General features: G+C 38.6%; 27 protein-coding genes, 1 other RNA gene and 3 pseudogenes. 12 read left to right on the top strand and 19 right to left on the bottom strand.

Annotated features, from left to right (window positions below):
* Nucleotides 1-23: 23 nt before the first annotated feature.
* The 4 genes and pseudogenes from WG932_RS11470 to ffs all read right to left on the bottom strand — a co-directional run bounded on the left by WG932_RS11470 (nucleotide 24) and on the right by ffs (nucleotide 1,853).
* Nucleotides 24-737: a cell division ATP-binding protein FtsE gene (locus WG932_RS11470; RefSeq protein ID WP_014018390.1), complete on the bottom strand. Its 714-nt coding sequence runs from the start codon at nucleotides 735-737 to the stop codon at nucleotides 24-26.
* 1 nt (nucleotide 738) lies between these two features.
* Nucleotides 739-940 (bottom strand): annotated as a pseudogene (locus WG932_RS11465) (fructose-6-phosphate aldolase).
* A gap of 81 nt (nucleotides 941-1,021) precedes the next feature.
* The gene (gene fsa / locus WG932_RS11460) at nucleotides 1,022-1,678 is read right to left on the bottom strand and encodes a fructose-6-phosphate aldolase (protein WP_014018388.1); all 657 of its coding nucleotides are present in this window, start codon (nucleotides 1,676-1,678) and stop codon (nucleotides 1,022-1,024) included.
* 84 nt (nucleotides 1,679-1,762) lie between these two features.
* Nucleotides 1,763-1,853: signal recognition particle sRNA small type (gene ffs / locus WG932_RS11455), an RNA gene on the bottom strand.
* A 159-nt stretch (nucleotides 1,854-2,012) separates the two neighbouring features.
* Here ffs and WG932_RS11450 point away from each other — a divergent pair.
* The 4 genes from WG932_RS11450 (at nucleotide 2,013) to WG932_RS11435 (ending at nucleotide 5,851) form a co-directional block, all read left to right on the top strand.
* Nucleotides 2,013-2,351 (top strand): hypothetical protein, encoded by a 339-nt coding sequence (locus tag WG932_RS11450; RefSeq protein WP_014018387.1) that lies wholly within the window; start codon nucleotides 2,013-2,015, stop codon nucleotides 2,349-2,351.
* A gap of 222 nt (nucleotides 2,352-2,573) precedes the next feature.
* Nucleotides 2,574-3,920 carry a Gfo/Idh/MocA family protein gene (locus WG932_RS11445; protein ID WP_014018386.1) on the top strand — a complete coding sequence of 449 codons (1,347 nt, stop codon included), beginning with the start codon at nucleotides 2,574-2,576 and terminating at the stop codon, nucleotides 3,918-3,920.
* A gap of 25 nt (nucleotides 3,921-3,945) precedes the next feature.
* A complete protein-coding gene (locus WG932_RS11440; RefSeq protein ID WP_041934895.1) occupies nucleotides 3,946-4,548 on the top strand; it encodes a 3-keto-disaccharide hydrolase in 603 nt (200 codons plus the stop codon).
* A 163-nt stretch (nucleotides 4,549-4,711) separates the two neighbouring features.
* Nucleotides 4,712-5,851, top strand: a complete 1,140-nt coding sequence (locus tag WG932_RS11435) for a 1-acyl-sn-glycerol-3-phosphate acyltransferase (protein ID WP_014018384.1) — start codon at nucleotides 4,712-4,714, stop codon at nucleotides 5,849-5,851.
* A gap of 153 nt (nucleotides 5,852-6,004) precedes the next feature.
* On the opposite strand, the gene WG932_RS11430 is transcribed toward WG932_RS11435, so the two are convergent.
* The 8 genes from WG932_RS11430 to WG932_RS11395 all read right to left on the bottom strand — a co-directional run bounded on the left by WG932_RS11430 (nucleotide 6,005) and on the right by WG932_RS11395 (nucleotide 10,488).
* On the bottom strand, nucleotides 6,005-6,244 hold the full coding sequence (locus WG932_RS11430; RefSeq protein ID WP_483088028.1) for a hypothetical protein: 240 nt from the start codon (nucleotides 6,242-6,244) through the stop codon (nucleotides 6,005-6,007).
* Nucleotides 6,241-6,747 (bottom strand): hypothetical protein, encoded by a 507-nt coding sequence (locus WG932_RS11425; RefSeq protein ID WP_483088027.1) that lies wholly within the window; start codon nucleotides 6,745-6,747, stop codon nucleotides 6,241-6,243. Before WG932_RS11425 ends, WG932_RS11430 begins: the two co-directional genes overlap by 4 nt.
* Nucleotides 6,748-6,912: 165 nt before the next feature.
* Entirely contained in the window at nucleotides 6,913-7,596 is a 684-nt protein-coding gene (locus WG932_RS11420; RefSeq protein ID WP_483088026.1) for a phosphonatase-like hydrolase, read from the bottom strand.
* Nucleotides 7,593-7,907 (bottom strand): FAD-dependent oxidoreductase, encoded by a 315-nt coding sequence (locus tag WG932_RS11415; protein ID WP_483088025.1) that lies wholly within the window; start codon nucleotides 7,905-7,907, stop codon nucleotides 7,593-7,595. Before WG932_RS11415 ends, WG932_RS11420 begins: the two co-directional genes overlap by 4 nt.
* A complete protein-coding gene (locus WG932_RS11410; RefSeq protein WP_483088024.1) occupies nucleotides 7,892-8,749 on the bottom strand; it encodes an FAD-dependent oxidoreductase in 858 nt (285 codons plus the stop codon). The genes WG932_RS11415 and WG932_RS11410 overlap by 16 nt, the downstream gene beginning before the upstream one ends.
* Before the next feature lie 69 nt (nucleotides 8,750-8,818).
* Nucleotides 8,819-9,118, bottom strand: a complete 300-nt coding sequence (locus WG932_RS11405; RefSeq protein WP_483088625.1) for a hypothetical protein — start codon at nucleotides 9,116-9,118, stop codon at nucleotides 8,819-8,821.
* Between the two features lie 35 nt (nucleotides 9,119-9,153).
* The gene (locus WG932_RS11400; RefSeq protein WP_483088023.1) at nucleotides 9,154-9,891 is read right to left on the bottom strand and encodes an alcohol dehydrogenase catalytic domain-containing protein; all 738 of its coding nucleotides are present in this window, start codon (nucleotides 9,889-9,891) and stop codon (nucleotides 9,154-9,156) included.
* Between the two features lie 12 nt (nucleotides 9,892-9,903).
* Nucleotides 9,904-10,488: a helix-turn-helix domain-containing protein gene (locus WG932_RS11395; protein ID WP_483088022.1), complete on the bottom strand. Its 585-nt coding sequence runs from the start codon at nucleotides 10,486-10,488 to the stop codon at nucleotides 9,904-9,906.
* A gap of 222 nt (nucleotides 10,489-10,710) precedes the next feature.
* Between WG932_RS11395 and WG932_RS11390 the strand changes: the two genes are divergently transcribed.
* Nucleotides 10,711-11,889 (top strand): DUF5690 family protein, encoded by a 1,179-nt coding sequence (locus WG932_RS11390; RefSeq protein ID WP_483088021.1) that lies wholly within the window; start codon nucleotides 10,711-10,713, stop codon nucleotides 11,887-11,889.
* A gap of 314 nt (nucleotides 11,890-12,203) precedes the next feature.
* On the opposite strand, the pseudogene WG932_RS11385 reads toward WG932_RS11390, so the two are convergent.
* The 7 genes and pseudogenes from WG932_RS11385 to WG932_RS11355 form a co-directional block, all read right to left on the bottom strand.
* A pseudogene (locus WG932_RS11385) lies at nucleotides 12,204-13,030 on the bottom strand (alkaline phosphatase family protein).
* A gap of 713 nt (nucleotides 13,031-13,743) precedes the next feature.
* A complete protein-coding gene (locus WG932_RS11380) occupies nucleotides 13,744-14,925 on the bottom strand; it encodes a DUF6786 family protein (RefSeq protein ID WP_483088020.1) in 1,182 nt (393 codons plus the stop codon).
* 261 nt (nucleotides 14,926-15,186) lie between these two features.
* Nucleotides 15,187-15,786: a Uma2 family endonuclease gene (locus WG932_RS11375; RefSeq protein WP_483088019.1), complete on the bottom strand. Its 600-nt coding sequence runs from the start codon at nucleotides 15,784-15,786 to the stop codon at nucleotides 15,187-15,189.
* 158 nt (nucleotides 15,787-15,944) lie between these two features.
* A pseudogene (locus WG932_RS11370) lies at nucleotides 15,945-16,546 on the bottom strand (Uma2 family endonuclease).
* A gap of 158 nt (nucleotides 16,547-16,704) precedes the next feature.
* On the bottom strand, nucleotides 16,705-17,307 hold the full coding sequence (locus WG932_RS11365; protein ID WP_483088018.1) for a Uma2 family endonuclease: 603 nt from the start codon (nucleotides 17,305-17,307) through the stop codon (nucleotides 16,705-16,707).
* A gap of 227 nt (nucleotides 17,308-17,534) precedes the next feature.
* Complete coding sequence (locus WG932_RS11360) at nucleotides 17,535-17,915, bottom strand: hypothetical protein (RefSeq protein WP_483088017.1); 381 nt, start codon at nucleotides 17,913-17,915, stop codon at nucleotides 17,535-17,537.
* Between the two features lie 47 nt (nucleotides 17,916-17,962).
* A complete protein-coding gene (locus WG932_RS11355) occupies nucleotides 17,963-18,436 on the bottom strand; it encodes a LytR/AlgR family response regulator transcription factor (RefSeq protein ID WP_483088016.1) in 474 nt (157 codons plus the stop codon).
* Between the two features lie 720 nt (nucleotides 18,437-19,156).
* Here WG932_RS11355 and WG932_RS11350 point away from each other — a divergent pair.
* The 7 genes from WG932_RS11350 (at nucleotide 19,157) to WG932_RS11320 (ending at nucleotide 22,485) form a co-directional block, all read left to right on the top strand.
* Complete coding sequence (locus WG932_RS11350; protein ID WP_483088015.1) at nucleotides 19,157-19,750, top strand: COG1470 family protein; 594 nt, start codon at nucleotides 19,157-19,159, stop codon at nucleotides 19,748-19,750.
* Nucleotides 19,714-19,953, top strand: coding sequence for a COG1470 family protein (locus WG932_RS11345; protein ID WP_483088014.1), 240 nt, complete (start codon nucleotides 19,714-19,716; stop codon nucleotides 19,951-19,953). Before WG932_RS11350 ends, WG932_RS11345 begins: the two co-directional genes overlap by 37 nt.
* 7 nt (nucleotides 19,954-19,960) lie before the next feature.
* Nucleotides 19,961-20,437, top strand: coding sequence for an ABC transporter ATP-binding protein (locus WG932_RS11340; protein WP_483088013.1), 477 nt, complete (start codon nucleotides 19,961-19,963; stop codon nucleotides 20,435-20,437).
* Nucleotides 20,434-20,928, top strand: a complete 495-nt coding sequence (locus WG932_RS11335) for an ATP-binding cassette domain-containing protein (RefSeq protein WP_483088012.1) — start codon at nucleotides 20,434-20,436, stop codon at nucleotides 20,926-20,928. The genes WG932_RS11340 and WG932_RS11335 overlap by 4 nt, the downstream gene beginning before the upstream one ends.
* On the top strand, nucleotides 20,925-21,215 hold the full coding sequence (locus tag WG932_RS11330) for a hypothetical protein (protein WP_483088011.1): 291 nt from the start codon (nucleotides 20,925-20,927) through the stop codon (nucleotides 21,213-21,215). The genes WG932_RS11335 and WG932_RS11330 overlap by 4 nt, the downstream gene beginning before the upstream one ends.
* Before the next feature lie 21 nt (nucleotides 21,216-21,236).
* Nucleotides 21,237-21,929 carry an ABC transporter permease gene (locus WG932_RS11325; protein WP_483088624.1) on the top strand — a complete coding sequence of 231 codons (693 nt, stop codon included), beginning with the start codon at nucleotides 21,237-21,239 and terminating at the stop codon, nucleotides 21,927-21,929.
* Nucleotides 21,930-22,170: 241 nt separating this feature from the next.
* Nucleotides 22,171-22,485, top strand: a complete 315-nt coding sequence (locus tag WG932_RS11320) for a hypothetical protein (RefSeq protein ID WP_483088010.1) — start codon at nucleotides 22,171-22,173, stop codon at nucleotides 22,483-22,485.
* Nucleotides 22,486-22,684: the final 199 nt, after the last annotated feature.

Raw genomic sequence — 22,684 nt, 5'->3', positions numbered from 1 at the left:
TAGATTGAAAATTATTGCGCTACTTACAGACCACTTCCTGACAATGAAATGGGGGCGTTTTTACTGTCAAGTACTTCTGCATTTTCACATTTCAATATTCGATAAGGATATTTTTTTAATAGCTCATAATTATGGGTGGCCATTAAAATAGCTGTTCCTCTCTTATTTATTTCTTGAAAAAGTTTAAAAATACCATCCGAAACGTCCGGATCCAGATTACCGGTAGGTTCATCTGCCAGTAATATTGAGGGTTCATTGAGAAGTGCTCTAGCGATTACTACCCTTTGCTGTTCACCTCCGGAAAGTTGATGCGGCATTTTGGTTGCTGCCCCTCCTAGGCCAACTCCCATTAAAACCTCAATCATTCGGTTTTTCATTTTGAGTTTGTCTTTCCAGCCGGTGGCTCTGAGTACGAAGTAAAGGTTTTCAGCTACAGTTCTATCAGGGAAAAGTTGGAAGTCTTGAAATACAATTCCCAGTTTCCTCCTTAAAAATGGAATTTCCTTCTTTTTAATTTCTTGAATGGGGTAGCCGGCTACATTGGCTTCGCCCATTATCAATGGTAAATCTGCATATAGGGTTTTCAGTAATGAACTCTTTCCACTACCTGTACGCCCAATTAGGAATACAAATTCTCCTTTTTCAATACTGAAATTAACGCTTTTTAATATGGTATTGATGCCTTGAAAAATACAAGCGTTTTCTACTTTAACTACCGGCTCATTGGAAAAAACCATATCAGAGATCTAATTTTTTTAGTTTGCCAAAAGGAAGCTCTTTGATAAGCTTACTAAGCGCTTCTTCTTTACCACCAAGTCCAAATTTCTCAATTTTTTTAAGGGTCTATCGGCTCTGAAGTAGGCCACAAGCACAAAATTCTCATCCCTGATCTGTATATAATCAGGGATTTTTGCTTCCCTTTCACTTTGATAATGTACATATCCGGTTCATTTATAATTGTAACCTTAATGCTTGACAAAGGTTTTCTTTGGAGCAGGAATCTTTCCTGCTCCAAAGAAAATTATTTGTTTGCTTTGGCATGATCTGCAAGAAATTGAGCCAAGCCCTTGTCTGTTAATGGGTGGTTCAATAATCCTGTGATAACTTTTAGGGGGCAGGTAACCACATCAGCTCCAAGCTCTGCACATTTTACCAAGTGCATGGTATGACGTACAGAGGCAGCAAGCACTTCTGTTTCAAAACCATAATTCTGATAAATATGAACAATTTGAGCAATTAAATCCAGACCATCAAATGAGATGTCATCCAATCTTCCAATAAACGGAGAAAGGTAGGATGCTCCGGCTTTCGCTGCAAGAATGGCTTGGCCCGGAGAAAATACCAATGTACAGTTTGTTCTGATTCCTTCACTTGAGAAATATTTGATAGCTTTAATGCCATCTTTAATCATTGGTACCTTTACAACAATTTTGTCGTCTAGTTTAGCAAGTTCCTTTCCTTCTTTAATGATGCCTTCAAAATCAGTGGCGATTACTTCTGCACTAACGTTTGCGTCTACTATATCGCAAATAGCTTTGTAATGGTTAATGACATTTTCGTCACCGCTTATGCCCTCTTTGGCCATTAAAGATGGGTTTGTTGTAACGCCATCCAATACGCCTAGGTCATAGGCTTCTTTTATTTCATTAAGATTCGCAGTATCAATAAAGAATTTCATGCTTGTTTTTAGGTTTGTTGATTTGTCCCTGTAAATTTAAACCAAAATTAACAAAAAGAAGGGGCTTGAGTAGGAAAAGGATAAAAAAATAAGCGGCATCGCACCGCTACGACCGCCTACCCTTGCTTCCTTCCGGACCTGGGGGATTCAGCGGGAGCTGGTCGTGCCGCTTGGTACAAAGGTAACTATTTTCGGTTCACTCACAAAATAAATTTTTAACCTTTACCTAAACCCTTTATAATCAAAGAAAAAATAATTGGCAATATTATTGATAACTATTACTTAGAAATTACCATATATTTTCAGTGCTTTGTAAGCGAAACATTTATTAGCTATGAAAAAAACAATTAGTATTTTGAGCTTGGTCTTTATAATGAGTTCATGTGCACTTTTACAGCCAAGAGTACCTTATCAATTGGGGATGTCTGAAAGCAAGTTTCTGAGACAGAACAAAGATGCTGTTATCAGCCAAATAAGTGAGGGGAAAAAAGTGTATCGGGTCAATAATGGAGATAGATTCTATTTATTGGTTACTTTTGAAAATGATGAATTAACTAATTTAGAGGAATTAGAATTGACCCCTCAATGGCCTGGACAGAGATATATGGATGAAAACAATCCCAATTATAACAATCCAAATTATCAGCAACAACAAAATAATCCCAACAGGTAATTTTATCCATTAAAACTGCCTTTTACATCATAAGCTAAATTATCGCTTGTGAAGGCAAGCGTAAAGGTCATCTTTTTAAGAGATGGCCTTTTTTTTGGTTTTAGAGAGGACTCAAATTTAGAATTAAATAAAAAAATGTATTAAGTTTACTCGATTACTTAAAAATATGAATTAATAATTGCTTATATTTATTCCTTATTTAGTAGATTAATACACTATCACATGAACAATAAAAGGCGTACGTTTTTAAAGAAAATGAGTATGGCTGGAGCGGCTTCAGCTATTGTACCTGCAGCATTGGCCAAGGCAGATCAAAAATCAATGGTTAAGTTGAAAAGAACTTCCGAAGTTGTTGCAGATCAGGAATTGAAGATTGCTCTAATTGGAGCAGGAATAATGGGTTCTCAGGACATGAACACTGCCCTCAAGCATGATAATGTAAGCATTGTTGCTGTTTGTGATTTGTATGATGGTAGATTGGATGATGCCAAGGAAAAATGGGGACAACACTTATTTTTAACAAAAGATTATAAAGAAATCCTTAAGAGGAAAGATATAGATGCGGTATTGATAGGTACACCTGATCATTGGCACAAACAAATCAGCATTGATGCCATGAAGGCCGGAAAGCACGTTTATTGCGAAAAACCTATGGTGCATAGCGTGGATGAAGGGAAGGATGTGATTGACGCATGGAAGAAATACGGAAAGATAATGATGGTAGGTAGTCAAGGAATATCCAGCCTTGGCAATGAGAAAGCCAAAGAACTTTTGGCAGAAGGTGTCATTGGAGATATAAATTATGCAGAAGGTTTTTGGGCTAGACATTCTCCTCCGGGAGCTTGGCAGTACAATGTGCCAGCAGATGGAACACCTGAAACTGTGGATTGGGAAAGGTATATTTCCAATACCACAGAGAGGCCATTTGATCCTTTAAGATTTTTCAGGTGGAGAAATTATTTGGATTATGGTACAGGGATGTCCGGAGATCTTTTTGTACATTTATTTACTAGTTTACATTTTATTACCAATTCCTTAGGTCCCAATAAGGTGTCTGCTATGGGTGGATTGAGGTATTGGAAGGATGGTAGAGAGGTTCCTGATGTGTTGTTGGGGATGTTTCAATATCCGGATAGTGAACAACATCCGGGCTTTAACTTGTCTTTGCGTTGCAATTTTGTGGATGGAACCAGTGGTTCTACCTATTTAAAAATTGTTGGCAGTAAAGGGTCAATGGATGTCAAATGGGACGAAGTGGTTGTGAAGACGAACAAGCAAACTTCCAGTGATGACCCATTCTTAGAAGCTCAGGCAAAAATGAGAGGAGAGGTATCCGACCGTAAGAAAATTTTACCTCCCAATGAAGTGGTTTATAAAGTAGAGCCGGGTTATAAAGGCGCACATTATGATCACTTTGGAAATTTCTTTAAGGCGATTAGAGAAAACGGGCAAGTTGAAGAAAACCCGGTATTTGCTTTCCGAGCAGCTGCACCGGCTTTATTGTGTAATGACAGTTATTTTCAGGATGAATTTATTAAGTGGGATCCTGTAAATATGAAATTAGTATAATTAAATCTAATATTTAAACGTAATGATGAAATCACTAATTAAAACTAGCGCCATGATGTTGGCTGCAGTGCTTGTAATGTCATGCGCATCTAATGGCACAGACTTGTTCAATGGAAAAGACCTTAGCGGTTGGACTGTTTATGGTACTGAAAAATGGTACGTTGAAGACGGTATCTTGGTCTCAGAAAGTGGTCCTGACGGTGAATATGGTTATTTAGGTACCGAAAAAGACTATAAAAACTTTGAGTTAACTGCTAAATTCAAGCAAGACGAAGATGGTAACAGTGGTATCTTCTTTCGTTCAACTTTTGAAGGGACCAAAGTTTCAGGTTGGCAGGTAGAAGTTGCACCTCCGGGTAATGATACCGGTGGAGTTTATGAATCCTATGGTCGTGGTTGGTTGATCAAACCAGATCCTGAAAAAGATAAAAACTTGAAATTTGGTGAGTGGAATGACATTAAAATCCGAGTTGTGGATGATCGTGTAACCACTTGGTTAAATGGTGTTGAAATGATTGATTATACTGATGAAAAAATCGGTGAAGGAGAAGGACAATTGGCCCTTCAAATCCACAGTGGTGGTGGTCTTAAAATTTCATGGAAAGACATCAAAGTAAAAGAACTGTAAGATAACCTTTGTTAAAATCTAAATCTTACAACTTTTATTCAAATAAATTAGCTACAAAAAGCCCCATATAAGGGGCTTTTTTATGTTCAATTACTATTGTTTGATAAAAGGAACTATCCTTTGAGGCATTTTTAGTAATTTGCGCCCTAGAAAATAATATTATATGTCCAAATTTGATCCGATAAGACCTTTTTATGATAATGAAGTCAATCAGGCATTGAAAGAATATGGCCAGCATCCCATGATGAAGGCCATACTAAATTTCACTTTTCCTGACAGATCAGAGGCAGAATGGGCGGAAATGTTATCCGATATCCACTCTATCAGAGACTTTCAAACTAAGATCATATATGATGCGGTTCTTAAAGTATTAAAAATAAGTTCTGATGGATTGTCTACTTCAGGATTTGAAAACCTAAAACCTAATACTGCCTACCTATTTATATCTAACCACAGAGATATTATCCTTGATACTTCTTTGCTAAATGCTACCTTGTTTGAACATGGTTTGGTGATGACCACCTCAGCAATAGGGGATAACCTGGTAAAGAAACCTTTTCTAAAGGCCTTGTCAAGGATTACCCGAAACTTTGTTGTTTTTAGAGGACTTAGCCCAAAGGCAATGTTTGAGAATTCAAAATTGAATTCTGAATACATCAGAGAAGCACTGTTCAAGGAGAATCGATCGGTATGGATTGCTCAAAGGGAAGGACGCACTAAAGATGGTATGGATTTGACACAGAAAGGCATGCTGAAGATGCTTACCATGGCAAGTGGCGATACTCCATTAAAGGATTATTTTCAGCAATTAAAAATTGTTCCTGTTTCTATTTCGTATGAAAATGATCCTACAGATGTGCTTAAAATGCCTGAATTAATGGCCAAAGCCCGAGAGGAGATATATGTAAAGCAAAAAAATGAGGATTTTAGAACCTTGGTTAGCGGAATCATGGGACAAAAGAAACGAATTCACATCTCTGTAGGCAAAGTATTAGACGAAGAGATCGCTGATGTTTTTGGGGCCGAAGTTCCTCTAAATAAACAACTACAATTACTTGCAGAAGAGTTGGACCGGATAATTGTTCACAATTATCAGCTTTGGCCTTCCAATTACATTGCCTTAGACTTGATGCACAACACCAATAAATACGAGGACCATTATTCAAAGGAGGAAAAAATAGCCTTTGAGGAAAGAATGGCCAATGGAATAGACATGAACAATGAGGTGGCTGTACATAATTTTTTAGCCATGTATGCTAATCCCGTAACGCATAAACAAAAAATTGCCGAGCCAACCACTTGATTGGGGCTTCAGGGAAATAAAAACCACCTATGATTGATTTTCATAGGTGGTTTTTTGATTTTTCAACTGCTGTATGGCCAAGAATTTGCAATATGCAAATTTGTGCCGGGTTTGAATTACTAGGGAATTAAACTGTATGCAGGGTTTAGCTCTTTAGTAAGTTTCAAAGTGATTGATAATAATGTTCTTTAGAATTCCTTCTTCAAAATTCAGTTTGACAACATCCATTTTATTATCTGTTAAAGTATAACCAAAATACCATTGGGGAGATTTGGACATTTGGGAGTCATAAGGTTTCGACAAATCTTTGGTTAATAAATTGATCGCCTCAAATTTCTTTTTGTATTTGTCATTTTGGCTGATTGTTTTCAGCTTGTCAAATAAGGTAGTCACCTCATCCCCTTTTCGAATAGCAGATTGTGATAAATCTGTTGGCCATTTTCTAATTCTTCCCCATTGCCTAAAAAGATGGTTGCAATACGGTCTTCCTTAATTCCCAATTGGACACCAGTAGAAGTACCCTTTTCTTCATCCATAAAAATATAATGGTAAAGAGGAAGCTTTTCCTCCAGCTCCGCTAAATCGGAATAAATATTTGATACTACATTCATATAATCCAGCCCTATTTCTTCTTTAAAAAGGTTGACAGCAGCATACGTGTGTTCAGCATTTGTTCCTATACTGAATTGCTTATAATCCCCTGAAGAAATGGTGTCTGTGCCAATTAAAGAGCTATAAGGAGGTTCAATAATGATTTCAGGCTCAGTTTCGCTGTTACTTAAACAGCCAAATAAAAGAAAGGTGCTAAGCAATAGCGTCAAAAGGCCGGAAGGAATTCCGGCCCACGTAGCTGGAAAAATCTCACTGTAATGTTTCGTTTTGGTAGTTTTTTTCATGGTTCAGCAATTTAGTTTGTTTTCAGGTATGCATTCGTATTTATATTGCATACTTGGGCTATGCAATCACAATAATTGACGCATAAACAGTACGAAATAAATGGCGTAATTGTCCTGGTATTGGCCAAATTATTTATTTCTAAAGGGGCTGAACCCATGTTCAAATTAAGCTTTTAAAACCTTATTGAGAGTTGCCAGACTTGGTAAGATATAATCCGGTGTTGCTGTTTTTAATTGGGTTTCATTTTGTGCCCCGGTTAATACCCCAATTGTTAAACCACAATTAGCATTTTTTCCTTCTTCTATATCGATGGTGGAATCACCGGCTTTAAGCACTTCTTGAGGTTCAGTAATGCCACATATATTCATGGCTTTGTAAATCATATCCGGTTGTGGTCGGCCATTTGAGACATCGTCTGCAGTTACCAATCCATCGATGTCCCTGCCTGTTTCCCAGCCTAGTTTCAATAATAAAGATGAAGCTGTTTTTCTATCATAACCGGTATTTAATACCACATATACCCCATTATTTCTCAGGTTTTCCATCATTTCCTTTACTCCGGGAAAAGTTTTAACCTTGAGTTGCATGTAGGTAAATTTTAGTGTTGGCTTAAAATTTGCAAAGGCCTCATCTGCAATGGTGTCGATATCTGTAGCATCGGTGCAGGCTTTCAGTACATCTGTAATTGCCTGATGTTTTTCTTTTCCTGCGCCATGGGCTAAAACCTCATCCAAACTAACGTTAAAGCCTTTGTCATTGATTACCTTTTGAACGGTTTTGTAGACTACATTGTCTTCATCCACAGTAGTTCCTGCCATATCCAGTACCACTAGTTTAATATTTTTCATTGTTGTAAATTGAATAGTTTTAATATATTTTCTTTGGCGAATGCAGGACTTCCTGTCATTCCTTTACCACCAATACCGGTGACAATATGTATATTGTTATCAATAGTTTTTTCAAATACCTCTCCATTTTTGCATTGGGAATAGATTCCATACCAACGGTAGGCTATTTCATAGCTTGGAAGATCAAAAATTTGACCGGCCATCTTCAACATTAATTCATCAATTTCCACCTTTAAGTCGAAGCCCAGGCTATTTCTGTTTTCTACAGAAGCGTATTCGTGGGAATCTCCCAAGATTACAGAACCATCCATAGCCTGCTTGAAAAGAATGTGAATGCCCCACTTTTTTCAGGACTATCTTTTCTTTCATTTTCTTTTATGGTATGGTAGGAGGGACACTCCTGAAATGCCTCGTACCTGCGAATAGAAGTCCCGGTCAATATAGATCCTGGAAGGTGAAAAGATTTAGGCTGGATTTTGGTTTGCATCATCTGCAATTTAGAAATTTCCATATTGCTTCCTGCAAAAATAGCAGGATACAAGGTTTTAAATTCACTACCATTGCAAACAATGACCTTTGAAGATTTTAGTTTTTGGCCACAGGCTGTGGATGTCTTCACCAACGAACCGGTGTTTTCACATGAATGAACTGAAGTATCAGGTTTATAGATCAAGCCCATATCCAGAACCATTGCCTGCAACAGTCGTTTGATCATTAACCTTGGCTCCACAGTAAGTTCCTGTGGAAAATACAAACCACCTTTGATATAGTCAGGCCTTAAACCCGGGTATTTTTTGAGGCAATTCTCCTTGGAAATCAATGTGGAAGTATAATCTTTTGATGAATTAATTTCTCTCAATTCTTCTAGCAACTGCATTTCTTCAGGATCTGAAGCTAAGTATATAGTACCTTGGTTCCTAATTGTAAGGTCTATTTGAGCATGTATTTCTTTATAAATCTCCAGGCTTTCCCTTCCATAGGTCTGCCATTTTTCATTCATTCCGGAAGGTACTACCTGCCCAAAATTGCGAACAGTGGCACCTTGAGGGGCCTTATCTTTCTCAATCAAGGCCACCTTTAAACCGTTTTTTAGGGCATGATAGGCGTGGAAAGCTCCCAAAACTCCACCTCCAACTACGATTAGATCAAACATGATTATTTTTTAAACAGGATGTCAATAAAATTAAGTATTAAGTTCATATTGTAATTCCTCAAACTTATTCTAAGGAAGGATGCCTATTCTGTAATATCCCCCATTTTGGGCGGTAGCAAAAGCTTCGTCCAATTCCTGAAGACTAAAGGTTTTGCCTACAAGGCTTTCGAAAGGATACTTGAGATGAGCTTTTTCCATAAAATTTATGGCAGTGGCCAAGTCTTCCGGGATGTAATTATGGAGCCCTTTGATAGTAAGGAGATTTCTTACCAAATATTCTCCGTTGATGGTAAGGTCCCGCTGTGAAAAGACTGAGCCTACCAAAACTAGGGTTCCGCCTATCCCCAGAAGTTTTAAACAATACTCAATGGCTTCGGGATTACCCGATGTTTCAATAATTACGTCTATACCTCCTTCAGCATCAACGGCAGGACTAATCTCACCTTCACCGTAGATAAAGGTTTTTTGGCTCCAAACTTTAAGGAGTTGGTAGCTTTTTTAGAATCGATATCCTGACTCCAAACATTCTTAGCCCCTTCCTCCTTGGCCATGGCACAGGCAGAGAGCCCAAGCATACCCACTCCGTTGACCAAAATGTTTTTATTATTCAGATCCCCTGCCAATCGCAAAGCCCCTGCAATGGTGGCATGGGTGCAATTCAATGGAGCAGCTTCTAAATTGCTCAGATTTTTTGGAAGCTTAAATAGGGTAGTGTTTTTTCGCAAATGACAATGGCTAGCAAATCCCCCATTGAGCTTGTAGGTGTCATTCATTTGCTCATGACCATATTTATATAGCGCTTCGGATTTTTGAGGATACCCCTTCTTGGCGTTTATTGAGTCTGGGTCATGGGCATATATGGTCCAGGTGATGCTGTCTCCTATATTGAGCTGATTTCCATAATAGTCATACATGTCCTTTGTGGACATTTTTTCAATGATTCCAATGATTTCATGACCCAAAACACTATGGCTGCAAGCATGCCTTCTTCCGAAAAAGGAATGCAAATCACTGGTGCAGATAGTAGAAAAATCGATTTTTACCAGTAGTTCGCCTTCTGCCAAAGAAGGGAAAGCAACTGAGCGCGTAATAAAAGGGGACTCAGGTTCAATAAAAACCTTTGCAATAGCGACTTTTTCCATGCTGTAAGTAGATTATCTGATTTCTATAAAGTATATGACTAAAAGTTGGGCATCTGTACTGTTATGGTTTTTAGGTAGGTGTGGGATGTTTCCATTGAATAATAAAGAATCTCCTTCCTCTAAATCAAATACCTTGTCTCCCAATTCATAGATAAGGCTTCCACTGATCACATACAGGTATTCAATACCATCTGTGGTGACCGGTTCTCTTTGGGAATTCCTAGCAATGGTTAGCAAGGAAATTTCCATAGAAGAACGTTCAATTTTATGATTTAAAATCAATTGGTAGTCAAACCCTATGGCTTCCTCTTCTTTCTTTACAGAGCGGTACTCATTTTTCCGCTTCAATAGGTAACCCGGAAATTCTTTTTCGGTTTGTAGGTCTGCAAAAAACACGTTTAAGTCCACATTGAGGGTAGCGAGTACTTGAATCAAAGAGGGCAAGGTTGGGAATACTCTTCCGTTTTCGATTTTTGAAAGCATGGCAATACTAATTCCAGATTTATCAGCAAGGTCACCTAACTTCAAGTGTTGTGATTTTCTGATGTCCTTTATTTTGGAGCCAATCCAAGTGGTGAGGTAAGCGGAATTATCCATCCAATTTTAATTTAATAGCTATAAATAAGCTCTTATATCCAAACAGTTTTAAAAGTTAAAGTTCTTAAAATTTTCTTTATAAGAAAAATTAATTTCCCTTAACGAAAATTTATTGTTTTGATAATACCAGAATTAGGTTTCAATTTCAGCTTTGCGTCTACATTTACAAGCGATAATTTATTAATAAAGTAATTCTGTAAAAGATAACAAGCTTCAATTTTCATGGGTAAACTTAATAAGGTTTCAATTTCCAAGACGGACGTATTATTGGTTTGCACCGCATTTATGGCATACACTGGAATGTATGCTGTTAGAAAATCATTTTTAGCGGGACAGTTTGAAGGGGTGGAAGCGGTATCCGGTTTTCATTTTAAAACCCTGTTGATTATTGGACAAGTATTGGGATATATGGTTTCAAAATTTATAGGTATACGGCTAGTGCCTGAGATCCCACCCTATAAACGTTTTGGGGCAATAGTTGGACTTGTAGGGTTTGGCCTGTTAATGTTTTTGGCATTTGCTTATGTCCCTGTCCCCCTTAAACCGCTAACCATGTTCTTAAATGGATTGCCGTTAGGGATGATTTTTGGGCTGGTTTTGGTGTATCTAGAAGGTAGAAAAAATTCAGAGCTGTTGGCAGCAGGCTTAAGTGCAACATTCATTTTTTCTACTGGGCTGGTTAAATCAACTGGTATTTGGTTGATGCAGGGTTTTCAAATAAGTGAATGGATGATGCCTTTTGTTACCGGGGCAGTTTTCTTTCCGATGCTCCTTATTGCTGCTTATGGCTTAAATAAAAGCAAACCACCCACTGCTATAGATAAGAAGCTTCGAACGGAAAGGGTTCCGATGGATAAAAAGGCGCGTTTAGATTTTATGAAGAAACATGGAGCCGTTTTTTTTGTTCTTGTGCTGGTGTATGTGTTACTGACAGTAGTTAGGGATTTTAGAGATAATTTTATTGTTGAGTTTTGGGCTTCATTTAATATGTCCCATCAGCCTGAGTTAATCACCCTGACAGAGTTACCCATAGCAATAGTGGTTTTGATTATAAGTGCTTTAGGTATATTGGTGATTGATAATAAAAAGGCTTTTCTGTTAGGTGTTTTGGCAACAATCATCAGCGCAATTCTTATGGTAATTGTAACATTCCTTTTTAAACAAGGTCAAGTTGGCCCTGTAATTTGGATGATAGGTTCGGGCTTTAGTGTATACCTGCCATATATACTATTCCACTGTTTATTGTTCGAAAGGTTGCTCGCCTTTTTGCAATACAAGGGAACGGTAGGGTTCTTATTTTATGTGGCAGATGCGCTGGGTTACTTGGCCAGTGTGGGAATATTGATTTATAAAGAGTTTTTTATACCCACTCGTCTTGGGTTGAATTTTTCACTTGGTTAAACTTAGGTGGTGGTGTACTTATCGTGATGTTGGTATTTGTATTGTTATGGAATATCAAAGTATTTTCTCCCAAGCTTCAACTTAAGTAGTGGGGGATTAATTGATCTCAATATACCCACATTTCTCACAGGAAAGTTTAGGGGGTGGAAAAAGGAGTGAATTAATGTTCACTCCTTTTAACCTGAAATAGCAAATAGGGATGCTAATCCGAATCCCATTACCTCTCCCACGTTTAAACATGGATTTCCATTATGTCTAGTTTAGATTAATTTTCAGAATCAGATCAGCCAATCAAAAGCCTCTATCAAATTTCATCAATCTTTGCCACTAAATATTCCAGAAGGAACCTTCGCAATCCAGGATTCAGGGGTGTCCTCGATTCCAAATAATTTGGCTACTACTGCAGAGGTGTTGGCATTTGAATTGGGAGAATTTAACTCAACAGATTTATTTATTTCTGGGCCTTTGATCATCCAAGGAACAATCATTTCCTGAACAGATGTACCGCCATGACTTGTGCCTATTCCCCCATGATCTGTAAAGAGTAAAAAGTTGCTTTCTTCATATAATCCTTCCGCCTTTAGTTGCTTTACAAATTCCCCGATTTTTACATCAATTTCCTCAATGGCCGTGATAAATTCCGGAGACATCCACTCGTGTCCGTGTCCGGCATGGTCTACATGCACCGAATAAAGAAAAATCAATGTTGGTACTTCTTGGTTGCTAACAATAAAATCAAAGGCTGCCTGATAATTTTGATCGTACCGATCGTCTTCCTCAAACCTATACTCATCGAGGTATTTCTTATTGAAAGGCTTGATGAGGCTTTTCCAATTAAAATAGAAAGCGGTCTTGATATTGGGGACATTGTCCTTTGCAACCTTAAATATTGAAGGGTAATAGCCATCCTGATCCATTTCCTGGGGAGCAATGGTGTGGTCTTCTTTCTCCCAGCCATTGCCGAAAACACCATGTTGCTCGGGGCCACCCCGGTTAAGTGACTGGTCCAGTTGGGCATGGTAACAGAGGGCATTACTGTTCTAGTACTGGTAGAAATCACCCCATCTGCAAACAATGCATCTATATTAGGCGTCTTTGCTTTCTGATACCCTTCCAGTGAAAAGCCATCAATTCCCAGCATAATTACTCGTTTTGCCACAGGTGCTTTTTCTTTACAGGAGATGTTTAGCAATAAAGCAATAATAAAAAGAAATGGGGTTAACTTAATTTTGAGCATAAGTGGGTGGAGATTTTTATGAATTTTTATTGAAGAAATTTCCAACAAATAAATATATAAAAATCCTTTGAGCAGTAGGTTGTTTGTACTTTAATAAAATGCTGTCTTTTTGTTAAATGGTTTAATTTTATTGTTTAGATAGTCTCCGATTCGTGCGAAAGGATTGCTAATTAACCGGTTACGAAATGATTTTGTAAGCATTGTTGCAGAATGAGGGCAACAATACCGCCAAAATCAAGTACTACCATTTCAGCAGTCTATGGTTTTCTACCCATGCTTATTTTTGATGAAGCCTTTCATTTTTTTTAGTTGATTGAGGTTTAAATCATTGCGTTGATCGAATGCCTTGATTTAAAGGCAGAAAAGTATGTAGGCATCCCTTATAAAAGAAGCTAAAGCCCTAACTTAATCAGTTTACTTTGGTGTCTGGCTTTTCTTTAACACCAAAGTGAAAAAACAAAGGAGTTTTCGCTCAAATGTCCCTTTGCCTTCGACAAGCTCAGGCACCGGGAACTCGACAAGCTCAGGTACCGACTTTTAAGTGCCTCAGGCAACACTCAGGAGACAAAATTTCTCAGGCAAGGGCCATAGAAGAAAAAACAATTGACAATTAACAATTAATCATTACCAAACGCCTCATTTATCTCTGCAATAGTAATCCCCAATAATTGGCGAGTAATTTCATCTAAAGCATTTTCGTCTCCGGTAAAGTGATAGACATTGTGGAAATGCTCCATGCTTTGGCCGGGAGAAAGGAAAGCTCCGGGAGAAACACTCTCTAATTCGTAAAAGGGACCCATCTGGTTACCATCTTCCAAGGGGCCATCATTATAAGCATTGACCGCATCCCCTTTGAAAGGATCAGCATCGGTGTTCCACTCTTGATTAAGGTAGGGCAATTCAGACGAAATATTGAAGGTAGTGATGGTCAATAATTTGTTGAGATGGTCATAGCTGGCAGCCATAGGAAGTCCTCTTTCGGGGGATACGCCCACTTTTCCTCTGCTTTGGCCATCGGCCTTTAAGAATAAGTAATTATCAGTGATGGCAATTCTTTCCTCAGGAATTTCACCGAAATAGTTGGTGGTAAGCCCTTCTTTGGTGTCATTTGGCTTGAGAGGCAATACAATGGTGGTTTTTGCGCTAGGCCTAAACATGTCCAAAACCCAAAGGCAGGGGGCTCCGGTTTCAGGGGTCCATGGGAAATCGCCGGTGTTTTGAATGGAATTGATGGTGGTATAGCCTATCATTTTGATGGCAGAGACATCGGCTGTCAAAGCAATGTTTTTTAAGATTTCTTCCTTTTCCAGAAGTGCAACAGTTCGCTGAAGCTGTAGCTTAAACTCGGTTCCCTGATAGTTGGTAATGGAGGTTGCTTTGGTCATGGCTATTTCTCTCGGGCCAGACTTGGTTTTTTCCCAGGGTTCATGGTCAATGGCTGCAGGAGTGTGCCAGTTTTCAAACACCATATTTTTACCCGGTTCAAAGTACAGGGAGTACTTGTTTCCTTCCGGCCCAAGCCAAAGGCGACTTTCACCTCCATAGGCATTCATGTGTTTGTCTAATGGGCCTTCAAATGCTTTATAGTTTATCCAGCCAAAGCTTTCTCCATTTTCACCTGCTGCGGTAGAGGTGAAAACTTTCCCTTGGTACTTAGGGGATACCAGGATTTTTGCTTGGTTGTCATCCGTACTAAGCTCCACAAGATTAGGATCAAATTTTTCTAAAAACTTTTTGTCCTGTAAAAAATTATTTGGACTGTCTTCTGTGGTCTGATTGTTTTTTGGCTTTCTGAGCAAGAATTAGCAAGGGTTAAATTACTGAGAAGGGCAAAAGCAAGGATGTATTTGTTCATTTTGGGTTGATTCTTATTCGTTTTAAACACAATAATAGCATTAAACCTTTAAGGCTACAATTGAATTAATAAAAACAATGGATACCCATCGTATTTATAGTGAGTTATAGAATGAGTTTTAATGTGATAGGGATTTGGTTTATGGAGGAAGGGGTTAAAATGGCAATGCTTTTTTGATGGTCTATGAAAACCCAATAAGTTGAACTTACAATTCCCCAAACACCTCATTCAAATCTAATTCAAACCCAGCAAGAGCCTGTGACTTTACCCGATCTCCCAAGGTAAATAGGCGGGAAGGTTGGTATTTTCCTCCTTCCAGGTTATAGATTAACAGGGTACGCTCGTCGGGATGAATGATCCAATACTCCTTCACTCCGGAGGACTCGTACACTTCATATTTCAGTTGCAGTTCTTTTTTATTATTTCCTGGCGAGAGAATTTCTACGACCAGGTCCGGGGCACCTATACAGCCCAGTTCGTCCAGTTTTTCCGGATCGCAGACCACACAGAGGTCCGGTTGCACCACGGTATCAATCTTGTCAAGATCCCTAGAGGAAACTGGTAAGGGAACGTCAAATGGAGCAGAAAATACTTCGCAGCTTTTTCCTTGAAGAAAAGTAAAGAGTTGGTGAAAAATTTTCCCTGAGATTCGTTGGTGAATTAGCCTTGGTGCCGCTGCCTGTCGAAACACTCTTCCATTAATCAATTCCACCATCTCATCCATTTGCCAAGAAAGATAATCTGCATAAGAATAGCTTCCATATGCGGTAAAGGGTTCTTTGACTTTATCTTTTGACTTTTCCATCTTTCACAAAAATCAAAGTTGCTTATTAAAGGTAACAATATTAGGACGAATTAATCGGTAGATAAAGTTTGTAATTGTTTGTAATCCTCAATTAACAATTATATAGTTCTAATTTATATTCCTCAGTTATAAAGAGATCTTATAGTTGTCGATTGAACTTACAATTCCCTAAACACCTCATCCAAATCCAACTCAAAACCAGCAAGCGCCTGAGAATTGATACAGTCTCCCATTGTGTACAACCGGGAGGAGTGGTATTTTCCTGCTTCCAAGGTATAGATCAACAAGGTACGTTCGTCAGGATGGATCACCCAATATTCCTTCACTCCTGAGGCCTCATATACCTCATATTTCAATTGCAGTTCCTTTTTATTATTTCCGGGGAGAGAATTTCTACGATCAGGTCCGGGGCACCTATACAGCCCAGCTCGTCCAGTTTTTCCCGATCGCAGACTACACATAGGTCCGGTTGCACTACGGTATCGATATCCTTGTGCTTTCTGGATGAGACCGGAAGGCGCACATCAAATGGGGCTACATATACTTTGCAGGTTTTCCCTTTTAAAAATTGATAGAGCGTATTTGAAAGCACCATAGAAACTTCTTGGTGTATCCTTCTAGGCGCTGCAGCCGCCTGCCTGAATACTTTTCCGCGAATCAGCTCCACCATTTCATCTAGTTGCCAGGAGAGGTAGTCTGCATAGGAATAGCTTCCATATGCTGAAAAGGGCTCTTTGACTTTATCTTTTGACTTTTCCATCTTTCACAAAAATCGAAGTTGCTTAATAAAGATAACAAGATTTGAACGAATTAACCTGTAGATAAAGTTTGTAATTGTATGTAATCCTCAATTAACAATTATATAGTTCTAATTTATATTCCTCAGTTATAAAGAGATCTTATAGTTGTCGTTTGAACTTACAATTCCCCAAACACCTCATCCAAATCCAACTCAAATCCGAGGAGAACCTCCGACTTGACCCTATCTCCCATGGTGTACAACCGAGAAGGACGGTAATTTCCGGTTTCCAGGGTATAGATCAACAAGGTGCGTTCATCAGGATGGATCACCCAATATTCCTTGACTCCGGAGGCCTCATACACCTCATATTTCAATTGCAGTTCTTTTTTATTATTTCCAGAGGAGAGAATTTCTATGACTAAGTCCGGGGCACCCACACAGCCTAATTCGTCCAGCTTTTCCGGATTGCAGACCACACAGAGGTCCGGCTGCACTACAGTATCGATATCCTTGTGCTTTCTGGAAGAAACCGGAAGTCGCACATCAAAGGGGGCGGTATACACCTTACAGCTTCCTCCTTTTAAATATCCATGAATTCTCGTAACCAAGGCTACCGTAAGTTCTTCATGGATTCTACGAGGAGCTGCTGCCGCCTGCCTGAATACTTTTCCCCGAATCAATTCCACCATCTCATCCAATTGCCAGGAGAGGTAGTCTGCATAGGAGTAGCTTCCATAGGCAGAAAAGGGTTCTTTGACTTTATCTTTTGACTTTTCCATCTTTTTGCATAAACCAAGCTTAACTAATAAAGATAACAAAATTTGGTTAAAATCGCTAGTGGACAAAAAGGATAGACTGTAAAGGAAAACAAAACTGTAAGTAGCTAGGCCTGTGTTTATTAAAATCATGAATTTTAATTGGATTTTCTTTTTAAAAATAGGAACAGCCCAAAGCTTATAGACTTTGGGCTTGTTTTTTTCTAAGAAAAAGTAAATTCTCGAAACGTTTATTTTTCCGCCTTTTTCTTAATCACTAGGTTCATAACGCCCTCAGGTGAATTGGCCTTACCAGTTACTTTATCGCCTTTCTGTTCCAGTACAGTTTTTACCACATTTCCTTCCACATTTACCTCAAAGGATAATTTTCCATCTTTTACATTTACATTTTTTCCTGCAACGGATTGACCGTTTTTAAAAGTAATCTTTACCGTGGTTGCTTTGTCCTTATAAGCGATATGCACAGTGCCTTCGTGATATGGGTATGGAGCATCATAGCATTCGTATGCCCATGTGCCTTCATATTCAGAAGGTATTTCAAAGGCCATCAGCTTCGCGTTAAAAAATGATACGGTGAATAATAAGAGTAATACTGCACTTAAATTTTTCATGATAGGATGTTTTTGGTTATACATAATGAAACAAAGGTATGAGCCTTTCATGTGCAGTATGAAAAATAGGGTTTTAAGCCTCTATTTAGGGGTGAGTGACAGGGATTAGTGTAATAAGTGATCGAACTCAGGGGTGAATTTGCGTGATACAGGGACGATTGACACGCTGCCTTCCAGGTGCAGGCTGACTTTACCCGAAGCTTTTTTGCCAATTTTACATTTTGCACATTGACCAGATAAGATCTATGGCACCTTTTTATGGGGAAGTCTTTAAGTTGTTCAGAGAGGGCTTTTAAAGAATTCCGAAGCATCTCTTTTTTGATGGTGTCACTATCCCTGTAATAAATAATTGAATAGTTATCTGCCGCTTCGATAAATAGTATATCGGATGATTTTAAAGATAATCTGTGGTTTCCGTATTCATCTTTTAAGCTTATAATCTTATTAATAGGCTTGAGTGTTTCAGGTAGTTTTTGGTTTTCCTTTTGTTGGCTGTATATAAAAATAAAACATAAAGCCAATGTATAAGGGATCAATAGCCCTAGAAAAGTATATTTCAGACTAATAAAATATTCAGAAAAAAGTTGGAGCCATGGCTGCCATAAAGTCCATAAAAAACTAATGATAATATCAGAATTTCAGCCATTGTCCAGAGGATAAAGTGAACCACTTTATGTATTTTTTGAATAATATAGGCTTAATAATCAGTTGTGATAGACCTATTACCACTCCGCCGATAATTCCAAACCCTGAAAGTCTAAAAAATTGGGACAGGCCTTGATCTGCCTCCCATTGATCTATCCTGAATGGTGTATAGAGGTTAATGAAGAGGATAGAAAAAAGGGTACAAAAGCTTATCAAAACCAGTTTCTTCCAGTTGTGGTTGAGTAGGTTAAAATCTGAATTTAAAAGATTATTTTTTTCAGTCATCGCCTTAAAATTAAACAATGGTAAGGTGAAAATCCTAAAAATAAATAAGACTTTAACCGGAAAACAACTAAAACTTGGTGGTATGGGCAGAGAAGAAATTTCAAATAATCGAATTGTTAAAAAAGTTAATTGCTTGTATTTTTTTTTCTGTGATTTTATAATTGGAGCCGCTATCAGAATAGCCATCATACGATAAATAGACAGAGATTTTACTTTATTAATTTAATTTATAAACTTCATTTATTTATTATTATGTCAGCCGTTAATTTACAAAAAAAGGCCTCAGAAGGGGCAAAAAATGGTTTTCACCATTGTCATTAGTCCTTTTCTTTTCCCTTTTATCAATTACAGTCTCAGCCCAAAATTCAGAATCTGAATCCTCTTTTACCGCAAGGCTGTTTAATATTGAAGCTCCTGTCAATGACACTTTTCGTTTTCAAACTACCCTGAAAAACAATGGAAACAAGGTACAGGTTTATGAACTCAGCGCAGAAGCCCCAAAAGGCTGGAGGCTGGTTTTTAAAGCCAGAGGAAGTCAAGTCACCTCTATTAATTTGGAACCCGGAAAATCCGAAAGTATCAATGTTGAGGTGAAACCGGCTCATGATGCAGCCCCAAAAAAGTATACCTTCCCTATTCAGGCAAAATCTGATAATGACTCGATAGAACTGGAGCTTGAGGCAGTTGTTGAAGGAGCCTATGATATTGAGCTTACTACTCCTTCAGGACGATTAAGTGGTGAGATTACAGAAGGAAAAAATACTGAGATTCACCTAAAAGTAATCAATACAGGTTCACTTCCCTTAAATGAAATAACCCTTACTTCGAATACCCCATCAAAGTGGGAAGTAAGCTTTTCCCCTCTGAGTTGGATGAGCTCGCTCCGGGCAAAAGTGCAGATGTAATTGCTACATTATCTGTTCCCAATAAGACTTTGGCAGGAGATTATGTAAGTAAGTTCACGGCCAAAAACTCAGAAAGCACCAGTACAGCTACCTATCGAGTGACAGTAAAAACATCCCTTTTGTCAGGAGGTATAGGTATTTTAATAATATTGATCGCTGTCGGTTTTGTTTATGTTCTGATTCGCAAGTTCGGAAGAAGATAAGAAGGTTATGGATAAGGAGGTAATAGCACTGAAAGGCCTGACGAAAAAATATGGCACTTTCACTGCAGTCAATGAATTGGATCTCTCCATTAACAGAGGCGAAATATTTGGTTTGTTGGGTCCCAACGGCGCCGGTAAGACCACCACTATTCTGATGATGATGGGGCTTACGGAGCCAAGTGCCGGAACAGCCCACGTTTGTGGGGTGAATTCAACCAAAAATCCCCTAGCTGTAAAAAAAGTGGTGGGATATATGCCGGACAATGTCGGGTTTTATGATAATATGTCTGCCTTGGAAAACCTGATGTATATCGGAGAATTGAACGGCATCCCACGTAGTGAGGTCCAAAAAGATGCGATTGAAGTAATGGAGATGGTCGGTTTGCCGGCAGAGGCTATTCATAAAAAAACTGCAGCTTATTCGAGAGGTATGAAACAGCGACTGGGTTTGGCAGAAGTACTGATAAAAAACCTCAGGTTGTGATATTGGACGAACCTACTTTAGGTATTGACCCAAGTGGGGTTAAAGAATTTCTATCTCTTATTCTACGATTAAGTAGGGAAAAAGGACTTACGGTATTGCTTTCATCACACCACCTTCACCAGGTGCAGCAAGTTTGTGATAGGGTTGGGATTTTTGTAAATGGGAAACTATTGATCGAAGGGGATATTGCCACACTTTCTAACCGGCTTTTTACCGGGAAATCCTTTGAGGTAAACGTAACATTCAAAAATCCTATTGTCTTGCCTTGGAAGCATGAACCGGAATTACTACAGTTTCCCTCAATTGAGGAAGTTTCAGTGGAGGCTCATGAAGCCTGGATTTCAGGTAGTGAAGATGTCACCCCTGATATTGTCCGGTTTTTGGTGGAAAAAGGATATCCAATCACGGGGGTCCAGAAGAAAGAATATGGACTTGAAGATATTTATCAAAAGTATTTTGAAAACACAATAAAGGAGAATATAGATCAATGAAAGGAATCATAAATGCATTGGATAATAATGCTTCTGTGCGCGATGAAAAGCAGCAGAACCCCTTTTGGATTTTGGTAAGAAAGGAGGTAGCCGGTCATATTCGCAGTTGGAGATTTATTATACTATTGGTGCTTGTGGTGCTTACCTTTTGGGGGGCAACAGCGGTGGCCATGAACAATATAAAAGACACTGTGGCAAAGGTTAAAGATCTGGAAAGCCTTTTCTTGTACCTTAAAATACTGACCACAACAGAAGGTACATTGCCACCGTTTCATGTTTTTCTTTAATTTTTAGGCCCCTTATTAGGAATCAGCCTTGGCTTTGATGCCATTAATTCGGAACAACAAAATGGTACCTTAACAAGGATAATGGCCCAGCCTATTTATCGTGACAATTTGCTTTTGTCCAAATTTGTCAGTTCGCTTCTTTTGGTAGGAACATTGTTGCTTGCACTTTCTTTATTAATGGTCGGAGGAGGAATGCTCCTTACCGGTGTAATGATAGAAGTCGAAGAGCTGATAAGAATACTATGTTTTATGCTGCTTTGCACTGTTTACGTGGGCTTTTGGTTAGGGCTTTCTATTTTACTTTCCATCGTCTTTAAGCAGGCATCTACTTCTGCACTTACAGCAATTGGTATCTGGTTATTTTTTACTGTATTCTACCAGATTGTGGTCAATATGGTGGTTACTATGCTTACCTCAGGTTCCGGAGAATTAACTCAAATGCAAGTAATGCATCTCAATGAAATAATATTGAACATTCTTCGATTGGCCCCCAGTCAACTTTACGCAGATGCAACTACCACTTTACTAATGCCCTCGGTGAGAAGTTTGGGACCTGTAACCATGGAGCAAATGGCCGGCGCCATTCCGTCACCACTTTCCATTAGGGACAGCCTGCTCATTGTTTGGCCACAATTAACCGGACTAATAGCCGCTACCTTGCTTTGTTTTGCATTTTCTTATTACCTTTTTATGAGAAGAGAAATAAGAACATAATTCTTTTTCCTGGTTTAATATAAATAAAGCTGTTTGGAGGTTTTAGCTTTGCTCCGCAAAAATAAAATCTTCAAACAGCACTTAAAAACTGATTGCTGTCTATCGTAAAAGGGTAGGGGCTGTTCTCAGTTTCAATGGAGTAGCAAGAGCATTATAGGGTAGCCTTTTGCTATTAGGGGCCAATAATTATCTGTTATAAAATCATGGCCTTTGTTCCATTATACTTTTTAAAGAACAAGAATTGGATAACTTTGCCAAACAAATTAACTCTGGCGGAAATTTATTTCCATCTATTGGCATCGTAAAAATGGAACAAAAGAACAAACAGCAAATTTTTATCAAGAGGCTATTTGTAGCCTTTTTGATACCTGTTGTGCTTTCCCTGTCCACCCTTCCTTGTTGCCCACCATCAGAAAGCTGTGCGGATGATGTGCAGCATGCTTGTGCAGACGAGCCTATACAGGGGACTTTCCCGCTTCAGGCTTATGTTCTCCCTTCTTTACTTGTGGCCATTGTCCGGGGTTTATCATTCAGCAAGTTGAATTCCCCTCATTAAATTTGGGGAAGGTTAATGAAATCGTTTCTGGAAATAGACCGGAATTCAAGCCTTTTATCCTCGTTAAATCCTTTTTTAAGCCACCAAAGGCTTAGTCTACCTACGATACATTGAGGTAATTTAAACCGGAATACTGACTTTTATTGGTAAAGATTTTGTCATTATTGTTGCCAAAAATAACGCAACAAAACGGCCTTAA

The organism is Cyclobacterium sp. SOCE241 (assembly GCF_056867545.1).
Note: the sequence above shows the minus strand (reverse complement) of the source record. Positions and strands in the feature narration are given on the sequence as shown.

Coding starts and splice junctions, on each gene's coding strand:
- WG932_RS11470 (WP_014018390.1), bottom strand. CDS start 737: ATGGTTTTTTCCAATGAGCCGGTAGTTAAAGTAGAAAACGCTTGTATT.
- fsa (WP_014018388.1), bottom strand. CDS start 1,678: ATGAAATTCTTTATTGATACTGCGAATCTTAATGAAATAAAAGAAGCC.
- WG932_RS11450 (WP_014018387.1), top strand. CDS start 2,013: ATGAAAAAAACAATTAGTATTTTGAGCTTGGTCTTTATAATGAGTTCA.
- WG932_RS11445 (WP_014018386.1), top strand. CDS start 2,574: ATGAACAATAAAAGGCGTACGTTTTTAAAGAAAATGAGTATGGCTGGA.
- WG932_RS11440 (WP_041934895.1), top strand. CDS start 3,946: ATGAAATCACTAATTAAAACTAGCGCCATGATGTTGGCTGCAGTGCTT.
- WG932_RS11435 (WP_014018384.1), top strand. CDS start 4,712: ATGTCCAAATTTGATCCGATAAGACCTTTTTATGATAATGAAGTCAAT.
- WG932_RS11425 (WP_483088027.1), bottom strand. CDS start 6,747: ATGAAAAAAACTACCAAAACGAAACATTACAGTGAGATTTTTCCAGCT.
- WG932_RS11420 (WP_483088026.1), bottom strand. CDS start 7,596: ATGAAAAATATTAAACTAGTGGTACTGGATATGGCAGGAACTACTGTG.
- WG932_RS11415 (WP_483088025.1), bottom strand. CDS start 7,907: ATGGATGGTTCTGTAATCTTGGGAGATTCCCACGAATACGCTTCTGTA.
- WG932_RS11410 (WP_483088024.1), bottom strand. CDS start 8,749: ATGTTTGATCTAATCGTAGTTGGAGGTGGAGTTTTGGGAGCTTTCCAC.
- WG932_RS11400 (WP_483088023.1), bottom strand. CDS start 9,891: ATGGAAAAAGTCGCTATTGCAAAGGTTTTTATTGAACCTGAGTCCCCT.
- WG932_RS11395 (WP_483088022.1), bottom strand. CDS start 10,488: ATGGATAATTCCGCTTACCTCACCACTTGGATTGGCTCCAAAATAAAG.
- WG932_RS11390 (WP_483088021.1), top strand. CDS start 10,711: ATGGGTAAACTTAATAAGGTTTCAATTTCCAAGACGGACGTATTATTG.
- WG932_RS11375 (WP_483088019.1), bottom strand. CDS start 15,786: ATGGAAAAGTCAAAAGATAAAGTCAAAGAACCCTTTACCGCATATGGA.
- WG932_RS11365 (WP_483088018.1), bottom strand. CDS start 17,307: ATGGAAAAGTCAAAAGATAAAGTCAAAGAACCCTTTTCTGCCTATGGA.
- WG932_RS11360 (WP_483088017.1), bottom strand. CDS start 17,915: ATGAAAAATTTAAGTGCAGTATTACTCTTATTATTCACCGTATCATTT.
- WG932_RS11340 (WP_483088013.1), top strand. CDS start 19,961: ATGGATAAGGAGGTAATAGCACTGAAAGGCCTGACGAAAAAATATGGC.
- WG932_RS11330 (WP_483088011.1), top strand. CDS start 20,925: ATGAAAGGAATCATAAATGCATTGGATAATAATGCTTCTGTGCGCGAT.